Below are 15949 nucleotides of genomic sequence, written 5' to 3'. Positions count from 1 at the left end.
GGGAGGATACAACTATGGTTGAAGATTACGATAATAGCGAAGAAATATTGGCCGGCAAGCATTCAGTGCTTGAAGCGCTGCGCGCAGGCCGGACTCTTAATAAAATATGGATTGCGGAGAACGCGCAAAAAGCGCTGACGGCTCCCATTGTGGCCGAGGCCCGTCAGGCGGGCGTCATTATCCAGCATGTGGACAAACGCAAGCTGGACCAGCTCGCTCCCGGATTGCAGCATCAGGGAGTGGTTGCCCAGGCCGCTCCTTACGCCTACGCGGAAGTCGAGGATCTGTTGGCGGCCGCCGAAGCTAAGGGGGAGCCTCCGTTCCTGCTGCTTCTGGACGAAATAGAAGATCCGCATAACCTTGGTTCAATCCTCCGCAGCGCCGATTGCACCGGGGTGCACGGTGTGATTGTGCCTAAACGGCGTTCTGCGCAAATAACAGCCACGGTATCGAGGACTTCTGCCGGTGCGGTGGAATATGTGCCCGTTGCACGGGTAACGAACCTGGGGCAGACAATTGACCGGCTGAAAGAGCTTGGAATTTGGGTTGTCGGAACGGATGTCAATACGGATCAGGATTTGTTCGGCTCCGATATCTTTACCGGTCCGGTTGCGGTAGTGATCGGGAACGAGAGCAAGGGCATGGGCCGGCTGATCCGCGAAAAATGCGATATGCTGCTGAAGCTTCCGATGGTTGGTAGAATTAACTCACTCAATGCTTCCGTAGCCGCGGGCGTCATTATGTACGAGGTGCTGCGGCGCCGTCGCAGACCGGAATAGCGATGAGGGACCTGCGCGATGTGTTGCTGGTGGACGGATATAATATAATCGGCGACTGGCCGGAGCTCGCCGCGCTTTCCCAGACCGGCATGCAGGAAGCTCGTGACCGGCTGCTCGATTTGCTCGCCGATTATCAGGCCTACTCGGGGCGGCGGGTCATCGCCGTGTTCGACGCCTATCGGGTGCCGGGCCTCGGCCGTTCTTTTGTCCAGGGCAAAGTTCAAGTCTATTTCACGAAGGAAAAAGAAACGGCGGATGAGTGCATCGAGCGGCTGGTCGGAGAGTATAGCCACCGCCGCCGGCAGATTTATGTGGCCACCAGCGATTCTACCGAGCAGCATGTTATTTTTGCGCAGGGAGCCCTGCGCGTTTCGGCCAGGGAGCTCCGGCTGGAAGTGGAAGAAATGCAGCGGGAGGTCAAAAAGACAATCGAACCGCGAAACCCCCGCTCCTCCCGGCACACCCTTGAGGACAAGTTGCCGCCCGAAGTGCGCAGCCGGCTGGAAGATTGGCGAAGACAATAAGTATCCGGACATGTTAGAGAAGCTCCGGAAAACTGTAATTTTATGTTATTGATGATCGATACTTGGTTAAACGGTTATTGACGGTGTAAGGTAACGTAATATATACTGTTCGTATATTTCACGAAGTAACGATGCGTCCTGCGTTGCAGCCGGGGGGATTCTTGGTGAGTGTCGACCTCAAGGAACTAGTGCTTTCCGAGTATGAATTCATAAGCGATGAAGACATCGTCGAAGCTTTTCGAAGCGGTGACGGTGGCGCGTTGGAACATCTGATCAACAAATACCGCAATTTTGTGCGCGCGAAGGCCCGGTCCTATTTTCTGATCGGAGCGGATCGCGAGGATATTGTGCAGGAAGGCATGATCGGCCTTTATAAGGCGATTCGTGATTTTAAGGGCGACAAGTTGTCTTCGTTCAAGGCGTTTGCCGAGCTGTGTATTACCCGGCAGATTATTACAGCCATCAAGACGGCCACACGCCAGAAGCATATTCCGCTTAATTCTTACGTCTCTTTGGACAAGCCGATTTATGATGAGGATTCGGATCGTACTCTGATGGACGTCATTTGCGGCTCGCAGGTGCTGGACCCCGAAGAACTGATTATCAATCAGGAGGAATTCATCGGACTTGAGGACAAGATGGCCGAAATTCTCAGCGATTTAGAGCGTAAAGTGCTGATGCTCTATCTCGATGGACGATCCTATCAGGAAATCGCCGAGGATTTGAAGCGGCATGTGAAGTCGATTGACAACGCTCTGCAGCGGGTAAAGCGGAAACTGGAAAGATATCTGGAAGTGCGTGACAATTAGTGATATAATATGAACCGGAAAGGCTCGTATACGAGTCTTTTTTTAATTGGAGAACTGTCGGATGGTTTAACTATGGCGGAAATATATAATACTAGATATCAGACCGGCGGATGCAAGTGAAAGCTGGAGAATAAGGAATGCGGACACGCTTGGACAAGTTGTTTCAGAAATGCGGGAATTTTCGTTGACATTGGGCTTGGCGTTATGATAAAGTGTTTTAGGTAGGCCCAAATTCGCGGCTTTTTTTGAATATAAACAAAGTTGAGGCTTTTGGCTGGAGCTTTGATTATGTTTTGAAAAAGAGATGCCATCCACGAAAAGAACGGTCAGCCGTTTTTTCATGGGATCAATTTTTGCGTCTTTCGGTTCTGCGAATCGAGAGGACGTTTCGGGAGGTGCACAGCATGCGGGTAATTATCACTTTGGCTTGTACAAGTTGCAAACAAAGAAACTACGCGACGACCAAAAACAAGCGTAATCATCCCGACCGCATGGAGTTGAAGAAGTTTTGCAAGTTTTGCAACGCGCAAACTCCTCATCGCGAAACTAGATAGTTTGTTGGAGGTGTAGTCGGCGTGAAACGCAGTTTTAAGTCTTTGTTTTCCTTTTTCACTGAGAGCTGGACTGAACTTAAGAAGGTTCGATGGCCCAGTCGTAAAGAACTAACCAACTATACATTGATCGTTCTAGGTACAATCGTAGTTGTCGCGCTTTATTTCTGGGTTCTGGACATCGGTATTTCCGCTGTGATCGAAGCGATTATTTAGAGAGGTCCCAGGTGGCTTGATATGGAAAAAAGATGGTACGTCGTTCATACCTACTCTGGGTATGAGAACAAGGTCAAAGCCAATTTGGAAAAGCGCGTTGAGTCCATGGGCATGGAAGACAAAATATTCCGCGTTCTTGTTCCTATGGAAGAAGAAGTGGTAAACAAAGACGGCAAGAAGAAGGCCGTCATGCGTAAAGTTTACCCCGGTTATGTTTTGGTGGAAATGATTCAGACGGATGATTCCTGGTATGTTGTCCGCAACACGCCGGGCGTTACGGGATTCGTAGGTTCGACGGGTTCGGGTTCCAAGCCAACCGCATTGCTTCCGGAAGAGGTTGAGCAAATTCTGAAGCATATGGGCATGGTTGAGCCGAAACCGAAGATCGATTTCGAAATCAAGGAATCCGTACGCATTATGGTTGGTCCTTTTGCGAATTTTGTGGGCTCCGTGGAAGAAATTTTGGCTGACAAGAGCAAGATCAAGGTTCATGTGAACATGTTTGGAAGAGAAACCCCGCTGGAGTTGGATTTCACTCAAGTGGAGAAAATATAACACAAGGGTTTCTTGTGAACGAACGGCTTGCCGTTCGAAGTCCAGTATTTAAGTCAAGGAGGTGTCACTCATGGCTAAAAAAGTTATCAAGATGGTGAAACTGCAGATTCCTGCAGGGAAAGCGAACCCTGCGCCTCCGGTAGGTCCGGCGCTTGGTCAAGCAGGTGTCAACATCATGGCATTCTGTAAGGAATTCAACGCCCGTACCGCCGACCAAGCCGGTCTGATTATTCCGGTTGAAATCACGGTATTCGAGGATCGTTCCTTTACGTTCATCACCAAAACTCCTCCGGCTGCTGTTCTGCTCCGCATCGCTGCGAAAGTAGAAAAAGGCTCCGGCGAACCGAACAAGAAAAAAGTTGCAAAGCTGAACCGCGCCGCAGTGCGTGAAATCGCCGAGCAAAAAATGCCTGACCTGAACGCTGCATCCGTGGAAGCGGCTATGCGTATGGTTGAAGGAACTGCCCGCAGCATGGGCATCACGATCGAAGACTAATTTCGACTTCGTGCAGACGGGTCTCTTAGAGACCTCATTATGTGGGAGGATATTCCGCTAATACCACAAAGGAGGAACATTTTCATGGCTAAACATGGTAAGAAATACCTGGAAGCTGCCAAGCTGGTTGACAGCGAAGCAACTTACGAGCCTTCGGAAGCCGTTGAGCTTGTGAAGAAGGCGGCAACTGCCAAATTCGACGAAACCGTTGAAGCGGCTGTCCGTCTGGGCGTAGACCCTCGTAAACAAGACCAAGCCGTTCGCGGCGTTGTTGTCCTGCCTCATGGCACAGGCAAAACCCAGCGCGTGCTTGTATTTGCGAAAGGTGACAAAGCGAAGGAAGCGGAAGCGGCTGGCGCCGATTTTGTTGGCGATCAAGATATGATCAACAAAATCCAACAAGGCTGGTTCGAGTTCGACGTCTGCGTAGCTACACCTGATATGATGAGTGAAGTCGGTAAATTGGGCCGTCTGCTCGGCGGTAAAGGCCTTATGCCTAACCCTAAAGCCGGCACGGTTACATTCGATGTTGCCAAGGCTGTTCAAGAAATCAAAGCCGGTAAAATCGAGTACCGTCTGGACAAAGCGGGTCAAATTCACGCGCCAATCGGCAAAGTGTCCTTTGATGCTGCTCAACTGAACGAGAACCTTAAAGCACTTATCGATGCGTTGAACCGTGCGAAACCGGCTGCAGCCAAAGGGGTATACCTCAAAGGCATCGCCGTATCTTCGACTATGGGACCAAGCGCTCGTGTAAGCACAGCTTCTTACAGATAATTCAGGATTGACTCTCGGGACAATCTTTGATAATCTATAACAGTTGTGATGAGTTAAGGTCTTCAACTTGACTTTGAATATGCTTGCCGTAGACAGTAGGTGCCGCAAGGCTTAATTCCCTACCGAGGTGTTATGATAGAAACAAAGGAAACGGTGATGCCGTGTTCCTACCGTTTTATCAAGCCTTCGTGAATCTGCGGAGGCTTTTCTAATGCCTGCGTAGGATCGGCGGAGCTTTTCGTTAAAAGCACGCTGTATAAAATATCAGGAGGTGTAATCATTGGCAAATGCTAAAGTAATTGAAGCTAAACAGGAAGCGGTTGATGTCGTTACCGGCAAACTGCAAAACAGCATCACGACTGTTGTTGCGGACTACCGCGGATTGAACGTTTCCCAAGTAACCGAACTGCGCAAGCAGCTTCGCGAAGCGGGCGTTGAATTCCAAGTTCTTAAGAACACGCTGCTTCGCCGCGCAACCGCTGCGGCTGAGCTGACTGAACTGGACGAAGTTCTGACAGGTCCTACTGCTATCGCTTTTAGTGCGAACGACGCAGTGGCACCGGCCAAAATTTTGAACGATTTTGCCAAAAAGAACGACGCTTTAAAACTGAAAGGCGGCGTTGTGGAAGGCAAAGTAATCGGCGCGGATCAAATCAAAGCGCTGGCAGAACTTCCTTCCCGCGAAGGACTGCTGTCCATGCTGCTTAGTGTTCTTCAGGCCCCGATGCGCAACTTCGCGCTGGTAGTCAAAGCTGTCGCCGACAAAGAAGAGCAAAGCGCGTAACACAAACCGGAATTTCAATATAAAAATTTCAATATAATTGGAGGTTTAATCATGAGTAAAGAAGCAATCTTGGAAGAAATCAAAGGCATGAGCGTATTGGAACTGAACGAACTGGTTAAAGCAATCGAAGAAGAATTCGGCGTAACTGCAGCAGCTCCAGTAGCAATTGGCGGCGGCGCAGCAGTCGCTGTTGAAGCAGAACAAACTGAATTCGACGTAATCCTGACAAGTGCTGGCGGCTCCAAGATCAACGTAATCAAAGTTGTTCGCGAAATCACTGGTCTGGGTCTGAAAGAAGCCAAGGATCTGGTAGACAACGCTCCGAAGCCGATCAAAGAAAAAGTAAGCAAAGAAGACGCAGATGCTGTGAAAGCAAAGTTGGAAGAAGCAGGCGCAGCTGTAGAAGTGAAGTAATTGTAAGCAACATCCTTGGGAGTGAAGTGATTCCTCCCATCCATTGCAGCCCCTTGAACTTGTTCAAGGGGTTTGCTGTATGCCAAGGATCTAAGGTGGGTACTGAGCAATCCAGAAGAGGGAGGAATGGGTATGTCCCAGCATTATTACTCGCAGCAGCCGGAAGCCCGTCATGACAGACGCGTTATTAGCGCTGTGCTTAGGGGCACAACTTTTCGATTTACAAGCGATGCCGGCGTGTTCTCCAAAGGAGATGTGGATTATGGCAGCCGGGCGCTGATTGAAGCCATGGAAATTCCAGACGGATCTTCGGTGCTTGATGTGGGCTGCGGCTATGGGCCGATTGGTCTTGCAGCTGCGCGTTTGGCTCCCGGAGGAATCGTGACGATGCTTGATATTAACAACCGGGCAGTTGAGCTGGCTCGCGAAAATGCGAAACTGAATGGAATTTCAAATGTGAAGATAATGGAAAGCGATGTGCTGGCTGCAGTAGCTGGACAGATCTTTGATATTATTCTAACCAATCCTCCCATTCGTGCGGGGAAATCGGTGGTCCATCGTATTTTTGAGGAAGCCTATGAACATTTGAATGAAAACGGAGCACTCTGGGTCGTTATCCAAAAGAAGCAGGGCGCGCCTTCGGCGGCGTCCAAGCTGGAGAGTCTATTCGGTGAAGTGCGGGAGATTGGGAAAGACAAAGGATACCGAATTTTAAAAGCTGAAAAAATCACAAAATAAATAGGCTGACATTATTGACACGGGATGTTGGTAGTGGTATTATTATAAAATGTCAGTATTAAGATAGGCTCCATGTCTTTAGTTTGCTGAAATGTCAAGCGTCAACATTGTCAACGGCAGGCGCATGCCGAATGGCAAGTTTGCGCGCAAACGCCTATTAGCAGCCGTTTTCCTTTGAGGAGAGGGGTGATGAGGGCCGGAACGCATAAACACACGCTGGTTAACGTATAATATGTACGTTTTGGGCAAATCTACTGATTATGGAGTAATACCGCCCATGAAGAGATGCGCTCTTTTTTCGAAAGATTTCGATAAGGGCTTTTCTTTATTTCGGGGATGAATCTCTGTTGCTTGGTTCCATTATACGGTTACAAACAGGGGTTCGCAATCAATTTTTAAGTGAGTAGACATGAGGGGTGAGTAAAGTTGGCAGGACATCTTGTTCAGTATGGTCGACGCACTCGGCGAAGCTATGCGAGAATTAACGAGGTACTCGAGGTCCCGAACCTGATTGAGATCCAACAAAAATCATATGATTGGTTTTTGGAGGAAGGACTGCGTGAAATGTTCCAGGACATCTCGCCGATCCAGGATTTCACAGGTAATTTGGTGCTGGAGTTCATTGATTACAGCTTGGGTGAACCGAAATATACGGTAGACGACGCCAAAGAGCGTGACGTGACGTATGCGGCGCCTCTTCGGGTGAAAGTACGGCTCATCAACAAGGAGACCGGCGAGGTCAAGGAACAGGAAGTGTTCATGGGGGATTTCCCGCTGATGACGGAGACCGGCACGTTTATTATTAACGGTGCGGAACGGGTAATTGTCAGCCAGTTGGTTCGCTCTCCTAGCGTCTACTTTAGCACTAAAGTGGATAAGAACGGCAAAAAAACCTACACGGCCACAGTTATTCCGAACCGTGGAGCCTGGCTGGAACTGGAGACCGACGCGAAGGACATCATGTATGTCCGGATCGATCGTACCCGCAAAATTCCGGTTACCGTGCTGCTGCGTGCTCTCGGATTCGGCAGCGATGCCGAAATTTTGGAATTGCTTGGAAATGATGAATATATTCGGAACACCCTTGACAAGGACAACACGGACTCCACGGAAAAGGCGCTTATCGAAATTTACGAACGTCTTCGTCCGGGTGAGCCGCCGACGCTTGATAACGCCAAGAGCTTGCTCGTAGCGCGTTTCTTCGACCCTAAGCGTTACGACCTGGCAAATGTGGGCCGCTACAAAATCAATAAGAAGCTGCACATCAAGAATCGTCTCTTTAACCAGCGGCTGGCTCAGCCTTTGGTGGATGAATCGACTGGCGAAATCCTGGCCGAGACCGGCCAAATGGTGGATCGCCGTCTGCTGGACGAACTGCTGCCGTATTTCGAGAAAAATATGGCTGCCAAGACCTACCGCGTAAGCGGCGGCGTTCTGGATAGTGAAGACATTCCTCTCCAAACGGTGGAGGTATTCTCTCCAATTGAAGAAGGACGAGTGATCAAGCTGATCGCTAACGGCAATATCGATAAATCGGTCAAGCATATCACCCAGGCTGATATTATTTCCTCGATCAGCTACTTTATTAATCTTCTGCACGGTATCGGCAATACCGACGATATCGACCACTTGGGCAACCGCCGCCTGCGTTCTGTGGGCGAGCTTCTGCAGAACCAGTTCCGTATCGGTCTTTCCCGGATGGAACGTGTGGTGCGGGAGAGAATGTCGATTCAGGACGCGAATGCGATCACGCCGCAGGCGCTGATTAATATCCGTCCGGTTATCGCGTCGATCAAGGAGTTCTTCGGGAGCTCCCAGCTGTCGCAGTTTATGGACCAGACGAACCCGCTTGCGGAACTGACGCATAAACGCCGTCTGTCCGCGCTCGGTCCGGGCGGTCTGACGCGTGAACGCGCGGGCTTTGAGGTTCGCGACGTCCATCACAGTCACTACGGCCGGATGTGCCCGATCGAGACTCCGGAAGGTCCGAACATCGGTTTGATCAACTCCTTGTCCACTTTTGCCCGCATTAACGAATACGGCTTTATTGAAGCGCCGTACCGTTGGGTAGATCCGAAGACGGGTCAGGTTACGGAGCAAATCGATTATCTCACGGCAGACGAAGAAGATAATTACGTAGTTGCTCAGGCCAATGCCGAGTTGACGGAGGAAGGCACGTTCAAGGACGAGATGGTTATCGTTCGTTACAACAAGCTGTCCGACAACATCACGACAATGCCGAGCAACCGCGTGGATTACATGGACGTTTCGCCAAAACAGGTTGTATCCGTCGCGACGGCGCTCATTCCGTTCCTTGAGAACGATGACTCCAACCGTGCGCTGATGGGTTCCAACATGCAGCGTCAGGCCGTTCCGCTGCTCATTCCGAAAGCGCCGCTGGTCGGTACGGGAATGGAGCATAAATCGGCAAAAGATTCGGGCGTATGTATCGTCTCCAAATATGACGGCATCATCGAGCGCTCTTCTGCCAATGAAATCTGGCTGCGGCGTGTTGAGACTGTCGACGGCAAAGAAGTTAAAGGCGACATCGTTAAATATAAATTACACAAATTTATGCGTTCGAACCAAGGCACCTGCATTAACCAGCGTCCTCTCGCCAAGAGAGGCGATATCGTCAAGAAAGGTGACATCCTGGCGGACGGTCCTTCCACGGAGATGGGCGAATTGGCCCTTGGCCGCAACGTAGTCGTTGCGTTCATGACCTGGGAAGGCTACAACTACGAGGATGCCATCCTGCTGAGCGAGAAGCTGGTTAAAGAGGACGTATACACTTCGATCCATATCGAAGAATACGAATCCGAAGCGCGGGATACCAAGCTCGGACCGGAAGAAATTACACGCGACATTCCGAACGTGGGCGAAGAAGCCCTTCGTAATCTGGATGAGCGCGGCATTATCCGGATCGGCGCGGAAATCAGCGCGGGCGACATTCTCGTCGGCAAGGTTACGCCAAAAGGCGTGACGGAGCTGACGGCGGAAGAACGCCTGCTGCACGCCATCTTCGGTGAGAAAGCCCGCGAAGTACGCGATACTTCCCTGCGCGTACCTCACGGAAGTGACGGCATTATCGTCGATGTCAAGGTGTTTACACGTGAGAACGGCGACGAGCTGCCTCCTGGCGTCAATCAGTTGGTTCGTGTCTATATCGCCCAGAAGCGTAAAATCTCCGAGGGCGACAAAATGGCCGGACGTCACGGCAACAAGGGTGTCGTAGCCCGTATTCTGCCTGAAGAAGATATGCCATTCCTGCCAGACGGAACACCGGTGCAGGTTGTGCTGAACCCGCTGGGCGTTCCTTCACGGATGAACATCGGGCAGGTGCTTGAGGTTCACCTCGGGTTCGCCGCCATGCGTCTGGGCATCCACGTCGCAACGCCGGTATTCGATGGAGCGCGTGAGTATGACGTGTTCGACACGATGGAAGAAGCCGGCATGCAGCGTAACGGTAAGACCATTCTGTACGACGGACGGACGGGTGAACGTTTTGAACGTGAAGTAACGGTCGGCGTCATGCACATGATCAAGCTGGCGCACATGGTCGACGATAAAATCCATGCCCGTTCAACTGGACCATACTCGCTCGTTACGCAGCAGCCGCTCGGCGGTAAAGCCCAATTCGGCGGACAGCGCTTCGGTGAGATGGAAGTGTGGGCGCTTGAAGCATACGGCGCCGCCTATACACTGCAAGAGATTCTAACTGTTAAATCCGATGACGTTGTCGGACGGGTGAAGACATACGAATCCATTGTCAAAGGTGAGAATGTGCCGGAGCCGGGCGTTCCTGAATCCTTCAAAGTATTGATCAAAGAGCTTCAGTCTCTCGGTATGGACGTCAAAATCCTGAGCGGCGACGAGCAGGAGATCGAAATGAAAGAGCTGGACGACGAGGATGAGACTTCAAGCGACAAGCTGAGCCTCAATCTGGAAGGTGCGGAAGTCGGAGTGGAATGAATTTTCCCCATAAAGTGAAGCGGCTCTAAGATTAAGTGCTCTGCGGCGCCGCTGAACTGCTGAGGATAACAATAAAGCGGCAGCGCCATGCTTCCCCGGGGTGGCCTTCCGCTGTATGACCGCAGCTTCTCCCGCTGCAAGGAGTAGGGAGAGGAACGGCGGCACCAAATCAGGATCAGGTTAAGGAGGGTTGCTCCTTGTTGGACGTAAACAATTTTGAATTCATGAAAATCGGGCTGGCTTCCCCGGAGAAGATTCGTTCTTGGTCCCGCGGAGAGGTTAAGAAACCGGAAACCATCAACTATCGCACACTCAAGCCGGAAAAAGAGGGTCTTTTCTGCGAACGGATCTTCGGACCGCAAAAAGACTGGGAGTGTCATTGCGGCAAATACAAACGTGTCCGTTATAAAGGCGTAGTCTGCGACCGCTGCGGCGTCGAAGTCACACGCGCCAAAGTGCGCCGCGAGCGTATGGGCCATATTGAGCTCGCCGCTCCGGTTTCGCATATCTGGTATTTCAAAGGCATTCCGAGCCGCATGGGTCTGGCGCTTGATATGTCTCCGAGATCACTTGAAGAGATTATTTACTTCGCATCTTATGTCGTAACCGATCCCGGCGATACGCCTCTGGAGAAGAAACAGCTGCTGTCCGAGAAGGAATACCGCAGCTACCGCGAGAAGTACGGTTACGGCTTCCAGGCGAGCATGGGAGCGGAAGCGGTCAAAAAGCTGCTTCAGGATCTTGATATCGAAAAAGAGCTGGAATTCCTTAAGGAAGAGCTGCGCACCGCTCAAGGCCAACGCCGCAACCGTGCGATCAAGCGCCTTGAAGTGATCGAAGCTTTCCGCAACTCCGGCAACAAGCCCGACTGGATGATCATGGACGTTCTCCCGGTTATTCCGCCGGAACTGCGTCCGATGGTACAGCTGGACGGCGGACGTTTCGCAACGTCCGACTTGAACGACCTGTACCGCCGCGTAATCAACCGCAACAACCGTCTGAAAAGACTGCTTGATCTTGGCGCTCCGGATATCATCGTGCAGAACGAGAAACGGATGCTTCAGGAAGCCGTCGACGCTCTGATTGATAACGGCCGCCGCGGCCGCCCGGTAACGGGCCCAGGCAACCGTCCGCTGAAATCGCTCAGCCATATGCTGAAAGGTAAGCAGGGCCGTTTCCGTCAGAACCTGCTCGGTAAACGGGTTGACTATTCCGGTCGTTCCGTTATCGTCGTAGGTCCTTACCTGAAAATGTACCAATGCGGCCTGCCTAAGAAAATGGCGCTGGAGCTGTTTAAGCCATTCGTCATGAAGGAACTGGTTAACAAAGGTCTTGCCCATAACATTAAGAGCGCGAAACGCAAAGTCGAACGCGTAAGCCCGGAAGTATGGGATGTGCTTGAAGAAGTCATCAAGGAGCATCCGGTACTGCTGAACCGTGCCCCCACGCTTCACCGTCTCGGTATCCAAGCATTTGAACCGATTCTGGTGGAAGGCCATGCCATTCGTCTTCATCCGCTCGTATGTACAGCGTACAACGCCGACTTTGACGGTGACCAAATGGCCGTTCACGTTCCGCTCTCCGCGGAAGCACAGGCGGAAGCCCGCATCTTGATGCTGGCGTCCGGCAACATTTTGAACCCGAAGGACGGCAAACCGGTCGTTACCCCTTCCCAGGACATGGTTCTCGGTTCATTCTATCTGACCATGGACAACAAGGAAGAAAAGGGCAGCGGCATGATTCTCCGTACCGTGAACGAAGCGGTTTCCGCTTACCAGCGCGGCACTGCCGGTCTTCATGCGCGAGTAGCCATTCCGGTCAAGGCGCTTAACAAGACCAGCTTCACCGAGAAGCAGCAGACCGCCATGCTGATCACGACTGTCGGAAAAATTATTTTCAACGAGATTTTCCCGGCAAGCTTCCCTTACATCAACGAAGCGACCCGCGACAATCTGCTGCAGGGGACGCCGGAGAGATATTTCATTTACGAAAAAGGCGCCAACATCCGGGAACTGCTTGACGAGGTTCCGATTGCGGGCGCTGTCGGCAAAGAATATCTGGGCTCGATTATCGCTCGCTGTTTCGAAATTTATCATACGACCAAAACATCGGTCATTCTGGATAAAATCAAGCAGCTTGGCTTTACCTACTCTACCCGTGCCGGCGTAACGATCGCCGTATCGGACGTTATCGTGCCGGAAGAGAAGAAAGCCATCTTGAAAGAATCCGAAGAGAAAGTCGATGTCGTCGCCAAGCAATACCGCCGTGGCCTCATTACCAATGAAGAGCGGTATGACCGCGTCATTGAAATTTGGTCCAAGACGAAGGACGATCTGACCAACGTGCTCATGAAGTCCATGGACCGTTTCAATTCCATCATGCTGATGGTGGACTCCAAAGCACGGGGTAACAAATCGCAGATCACTCAGCTTGGCGGGATGCGCGGACTGATGGCGACACCGTCGGGACGTATCTTCGAACTGCCGATCAAGGCGAACTTCCGCGAAGGTCTGACCGTCCTTGAGTACTTTATCTCTACTCACGGTGCGCGGAAAGGTCTGGCGGATACGGCGCTTCGTACCGCTGACTCCGGTTACCTGACACGCCGTCTTGTCGACGTGGCGCAGGACGTAATCGTCCGCGAGGAAGACTGCGGCACCGACAAAGGCTTTACCGTCAGCCGTATCCAGGATGGCAAAGAGGTTATCGAGGATCTGTACGACCGTATTGAAGGCCGCTACTGCTTCGAGACCGTCCGCCATCCGGAAACAGGTGCAATCATTGTACACCGTAATGATCTGATTGATTCCGACAAAGCGGAAGAAATCGTCAAAGCCGGAGTAGGCAAGCTGCAAATCCGTTCCGTGCTGAGCTGCCGCGCCCGTCATGGCGTCTGCAAGAAGTGCTACGGACGCAACCTGGCGACCGGCAAGCACGTCGAGATCGGCGAAGCTGTCGGCATTATTGCCGCACAATCCATCGGTGAACCGGGAACGCAGCTTACCATGCGTACGTTCCATACCGGGGGTGTTGCGGGCGATGATATCACGCAAGGTCTTCCGCGTATCCAGGAGCTGTTTGAGGCGCGTAACCCGAAAGGCCAAGCGACCATCAGTGAAATCGACGGCGTCGTGAAGGAGATTCGCGAAGCGAAAGACCGCCGCGAAATCGAGGTTCAGGGTGAAGCGGAATCGAAAGTCTACTCGATTACCTACGGATCACGCCTGCGCGTAAGCGAAGGAGACGAGGTCGAGGCCGGTGACGAACTGACCGACGGTTCCATCGATCCGAAAGAAATGCTGCGCATCAAGGGGATCCGCGGGGTGCAGAACTATATCCTTCAGGAAGTACAGCGCGTATACCGGAATCAGGGCGTAGAAATCAACGACAAGCACGTTGAGGTCATGATTAGACAAATGCTGCGCAAAATCCGCATCATTGATGCCGGTGATACTAACCTGCTGCCTGGCTCCTTTGCGGATATCCATGAATACGAATCTGCGAATAAGGAAGTCATCCTGTCCGGCAAAGAACCGGCTGTTGCGAAGCCTGTGCTGCTCGGTATTACGAAGGCATCGCTGGAAACAGACTCCTTCTTGTCCGCGGCATCGTTCCAAGAGACGACGCGCGTGCTGACCGACGCCGCCATCAAAGGCAAGGTCGACCAGCTGCTCGGCCTCAAGGAGAATGTTATTATCGGTAAGCTGATTCCTGCCGGAACGGGCATGAACCGCTACCGCAATGTCAAATTGGTCAATCCGGAAGAAGAGCAAAGCGAAGAGGAAGCTTTAGAAACTGTTCCGGCTGAATAAAGCAAGAATTCTCTGTTAGACTATCCGCGCCGGCGCTATCTTTCGTTTAGCCCGGCGCGGAAGTCTGCAGTTATTTTTTTGAGATATTCTTGACACTGTTTGACGGCAGTGATAATATATTATAGGTGCGTGAGTATCCTTGTTATCTTTGTTCATTGGAGGGTTTTGTAATGACTGATGATAGAGGACTACGGGACGCTCAGATCAAGATCGGCACCAAGCAAACCGTCAAAGCGGTGGAGATGGGCCAGGCCGCAGAAGTCTATGTGGCGGAAGACGGAGATCCCAGGCTTACTTCAAGAATCGTTAGTCTTTGCAATAAACATGGCGTCAAGTTGACTTATGTCGATACGATGCAGCAGTTGGGCAAGGCATGCGGAATCGAAGTGGGCGCTGCAATGGCAGCCGTCTTAAAATAATAGCGTGAAGAACTGTTTTTGTGTCGTGAGAGTAACTCCGGTGGCAAAGACTTTTCATTTGTTCTTTTATGAACCGCCTGGGTCTGTGGGCTTAAGAAAAGGTTTATAAGAGATCATTATTAGAGGAAGGGGGTGGCACAACAATGCCAACTATCAATCAATTGGTTCGTAAAGGCCGTCAAGCCAAGATCGAAAAATCGAAATCGCCCGCACTGCAAAAAGGTTTTAATGCCCTGAAGCGTGAGGCTACGGATTTGAGCGCTCCGCAAAAACGCGGTGTGTGCACTCGCGTAGGTACTATGACTCCGAAGAAACCGAACTCCGCACTTCGTAAATATGCCCGTGTTCGCTTGACGAACCGCGTAGAGGTGACAGCTTATATTCCGGGTATCGGACATAACCTGCAAGAGCACAGCGTGGTGCTGATTCGCGGAGGCCGGGTTAAAGACCTTCCGGGTGTTCGTTACCACATCGTTCGCGGCGCGCTGGATACAGCAGGCGTGAACAACCGGATGCAATCTCGCTCCAAATACGGCGCGAAACGTCCGAAAGCTAAGAAATAATAAATGAACGAATAAGAACAATCTAATGAAAGGGGGATATCCATGCCACGCAAAGGTCCAGTTTCCAAAAGAGACGTACTGCCGGATCCGGTGTATAACAGCAAACTGGTTACTCGTTTGATTAACCGTGTAATGCTGGATGGTAAAAGAGGTGTCGCTCAAAGCATTCTGTACAACGCGTTCAAGTTGATTGAAGAACGTACGGGGAAAGACCCAATGGAAGTATTTGAAGCAGCCATCAAGAACATCATGCCGGTTCTCGAAGTTAAAGCCCGCCGTGTAGGCGGCGCGAACTACCAAGTGCCGATCGAAGTTAAACCTGAGAGACGTACTTCCCTGGGATTACGTTGGCTCGTAAACTACTCCCGCAACCGCGGTGAGAAGACGATGGAAGAGCGTTTGGCGGCTGAGATTATCGATGCTTCCAATAACACAGGCGCTTCCGTCAAGAAACGTGAAGACACGCACAAAATGGCTGAAGCGAACAAAGCATTCGCTCACTACCGCTGGTAGGATCAAGGTCAATCAAATAACTTCAAT

At 51.4% G+C, this 15949-nt stretch carries 16 protein-coding genes and 1 other annotated feature; all 16 genes read left to right on the top strand.

All coding sequences use genetic code 11. From position 1 onward, the window contains the following. Positions 1-14: 14 nt before the first annotated feature. Complete coding sequence (rlmB, locus tag KP014_RS00280; protein WP_036592294.1) at positions 15-779, top strand: 23S rRNA (guanosine(2251)-2'-O)-methyltransferase RlmB; 765 nt, start codon at positions 15-17, stop codon at positions 777-779. 2 nt (positions 780-781) lie between these two features. Beyond that, positions 782-1303: an NYN domain-containing protein gene (locus KP014_RS00275; RefSeq protein ID WP_036592296.1), complete on the top strand. Its 522-nt coding sequence runs from the start codon at positions 782-784 to the stop codon at positions 1301-1303. Between the two features lie 164 nt (positions 1304-1467). Beyond that, complete coding sequence (gene sigH / locus KP014_RS00270) at positions 1468-2112, top strand: RNA polymerase sporulation sigma factor SigH (RefSeq protein WP_025691675.1); 645 nt, start codon at positions 1468-1470, stop codon at positions 2110-2112. Positions 2113-2516: 404 nt separating this feature from the next. After that, positions 2517-2666 (top strand): 50S ribosomal protein L33, encoded by a 150-nt coding sequence (gene rpmG, locus KP014_RS00265; RefSeq protein WP_081755001.1) that lies wholly within the window; start codon positions 2517-2519, stop codon positions 2664-2666. A gap of 21 nt (positions 2667-2687) precedes the next feature. Continuing rightward, positions 2688-2879 carry a preprotein translocase subunit SecE gene (gene secE / locus KP014_RS00260; protein WP_025691674.1) on the top strand — a complete coding sequence of 64 codons (192 nt, stop codon included), beginning with the start codon at positions 2688-2690 and terminating at the stop codon, positions 2877-2879. 21 nt (positions 2880-2900) lie between these two features. Next, complete coding sequence (gene nusG / locus KP014_RS00255) at positions 2901-3434, top strand: transcription termination/antitermination protein NusG (RefSeq protein WP_025336689.1); 534 nt, start codon at positions 2901-2903, stop codon at positions 3432-3434. Between the two features lie 70 nt (positions 3435-3504). Continuing rightward, a complete protein-coding gene (rplK, locus tag KP014_RS00250) occupies positions 3505-3930 on the top strand; it encodes a 50S ribosomal protein L11 (RefSeq protein ID WP_025691673.1) in 426 nt (141 codons plus the stop codon). Between the two features lie 84 nt (positions 3931-4014). Next, positions 4015-4707 (top strand): 50S ribosomal protein L1, encoded by a 693-nt coding sequence (gene rplA / locus KP014_RS00245; protein ID WP_036592298.1) that lies wholly within the window; start codon positions 4015-4017, stop codon positions 4705-4707. Between the two features lie 68 nt (positions 4708-4775). Then, positions 4776-4926, top strand: a sequence feature (ribosomal protein L10 leader region). A gap of 61 nt (positions 4927-4987) precedes the next feature. Beyond that, a complete protein-coding gene (rplJ, locus tag KP014_RS00240) occupies positions 4988-5491 on the top strand; it encodes a 50S ribosomal protein L10 (RefSeq protein ID WP_036592300.1) in 504 nt (167 codons plus the stop codon). A gap of 51 nt (positions 5492-5542) precedes the next feature. Continuing rightward, positions 5543-5905: a 50S ribosomal protein L7/L12 gene (rplL, locus tag KP014_RS00235; RefSeq protein WP_036592301.1), complete on the top strand. Its 363-nt coding sequence runs from the start codon at positions 5543-5545 to the stop codon at positions 5903-5905. A 132-nt stretch (positions 5906-6037) separates the two neighbouring features. Further along, complete coding sequence (locus KP014_RS00230; RefSeq protein ID WP_036592308.1) at positions 6038-6643, top strand: class I SAM-dependent methyltransferase; 606 nt, start codon at positions 6038-6040, stop codon at positions 6641-6643. A 426-nt stretch (positions 6644-7069) separates the two neighbouring features. Continuing rightward, the gene (gene rpoB, locus KP014_RS00225; protein ID WP_090834683.1) at positions 7070-10615 is read left to right on the top strand and encodes a DNA-directed RNA polymerase subunit beta; all 3546 of its coding nucleotides are present in this window, start codon (positions 7070-7072) and stop codon (positions 10613-10615) included. A gap of 197 nt (positions 10616-10812) precedes the next feature. After that, the gene (rpoC, locus tag KP014_RS00220) at positions 10813-14427 is read left to right on the top strand and encodes a DNA-directed RNA polymerase subunit beta' (protein ID WP_036592456.1); all 3615 of its coding nucleotides are present in this window, start codon (positions 10813-10815) and stop codon (positions 14425-14427) included. A gap of 170 nt (positions 14428-14597) precedes the next feature. After that, positions 14598-14846, top strand: a complete 249-nt coding sequence (locus KP014_RS00215) for a ribosomal L7Ae/L30e/S12e/Gadd45 family protein (protein ID WP_025697592.1) — start codon at positions 14598-14600, stop codon at positions 14844-14846. A gap of 143 nt (positions 14847-14989) precedes the next feature. Beyond that, the gene (gene rpsL, locus KP014_RS00210; RefSeq protein WP_025693021.1) at positions 14990-15409 is read left to right on the top strand and encodes a 30S ribosomal protein S12; all 420 of its coding nucleotides are present in this window, start codon (positions 14990-14992) and stop codon (positions 15407-15409) included. A 42-nt stretch (positions 15410-15451) separates the two neighbouring features. Further along, positions 15452-15922 (top strand): 30S ribosomal protein S7, encoded by a 471-nt coding sequence (gene rpsG / locus KP014_RS00205; protein ID WP_025336679.1) that lies wholly within the window; start codon positions 15452-15454, stop codon positions 15920-15922. Positions 15923-15949: the final 27 nt, after the last annotated feature.

Origin of the sequence: Paenibacillus sophorae (assembly GCF_018966525.1) — a bacterium.
GTDB lineage: Bacteria > Bacillota > Bacilli > Paenibacillales > Paenibacillaceae > Paenibacillus_AQ > Paenibacillus_AQ sophorae.
Note: the sequence above shows the minus strand (reverse complement) of the source record. Positions and strands in the feature narration are given on the sequence as shown.

Bases quoted from the DNA above. Each gene is read 5' to 3' on its own strand.
- nusG (WP_025336689.1), top strand. From the start codon at position 2,901: ATGGAAAAAAGATGGTACGTCGTTCATACCTACTCTGGGTATGAGAAC.
- rplK (WP_025691673.1), top strand. From the start codon at position 3,505: ATGGCTAAAAAAGTTATCAAGATGGTGAAACTGCAGATTCCTGCAGGG.
- rlmB (WP_036592294.1), top strand. From the start codon at position 15: ATGGTTGAAGATTACGATAATAGCGAAGAAATATTGGCCGGCAAGCAT.
- rpsL (WP_025693021.1), top strand. From the start codon at position 14,990: ATGCCAACTATCAATCAATTGGTTCGTAAAGGCCGTCAAGCCAAGATC.
- KP014_RS00215 (WP_025697592.1), top strand. From the start codon at position 14,598: ATGACTGATGATAGAGGACTACGGGACGCTCAGATCAAGATCGGCACC.
- KP014_RS00275 (WP_036592296.1), top strand. From the start codon at position 782: ATGAGGGACCTGCGCGATGTGTTGCTGGTGGACGGATATAATATAATC.
- rpmG (WP_081755001.1), top strand. From the start codon at position 2,517: ATGCGGGTAATTATCACTTTGGCTTGTACAAGTTGCAAACAAAGAAAC.
- rplL (WP_036592301.1), top strand. From the start codon at position 5,543: ATGAGTAAAGAAGCAATCTTGGAAGAAATCAAAGGCATGAGCGTATTG.
- rpsG (WP_025336679.1), top strand. From the start codon at position 15,452: ATGCCACGCAAAGGTCCAGTTTCCAAAAGAGACGTACTGCCGGATCCG.
- KP014_RS00230 (WP_036592308.1), top strand. From the start codon at position 6,038: ATGTCCCAGCATTATTACTCGCAGCAGCCGGAAGCCCGTCATGACAGA.
- rplA (WP_036592298.1), top strand. From the start codon at position 4,015: ATGGCTAAACATGGTAAGAAATACCTGGAAGCTGCCAAGCTGGTTGAC.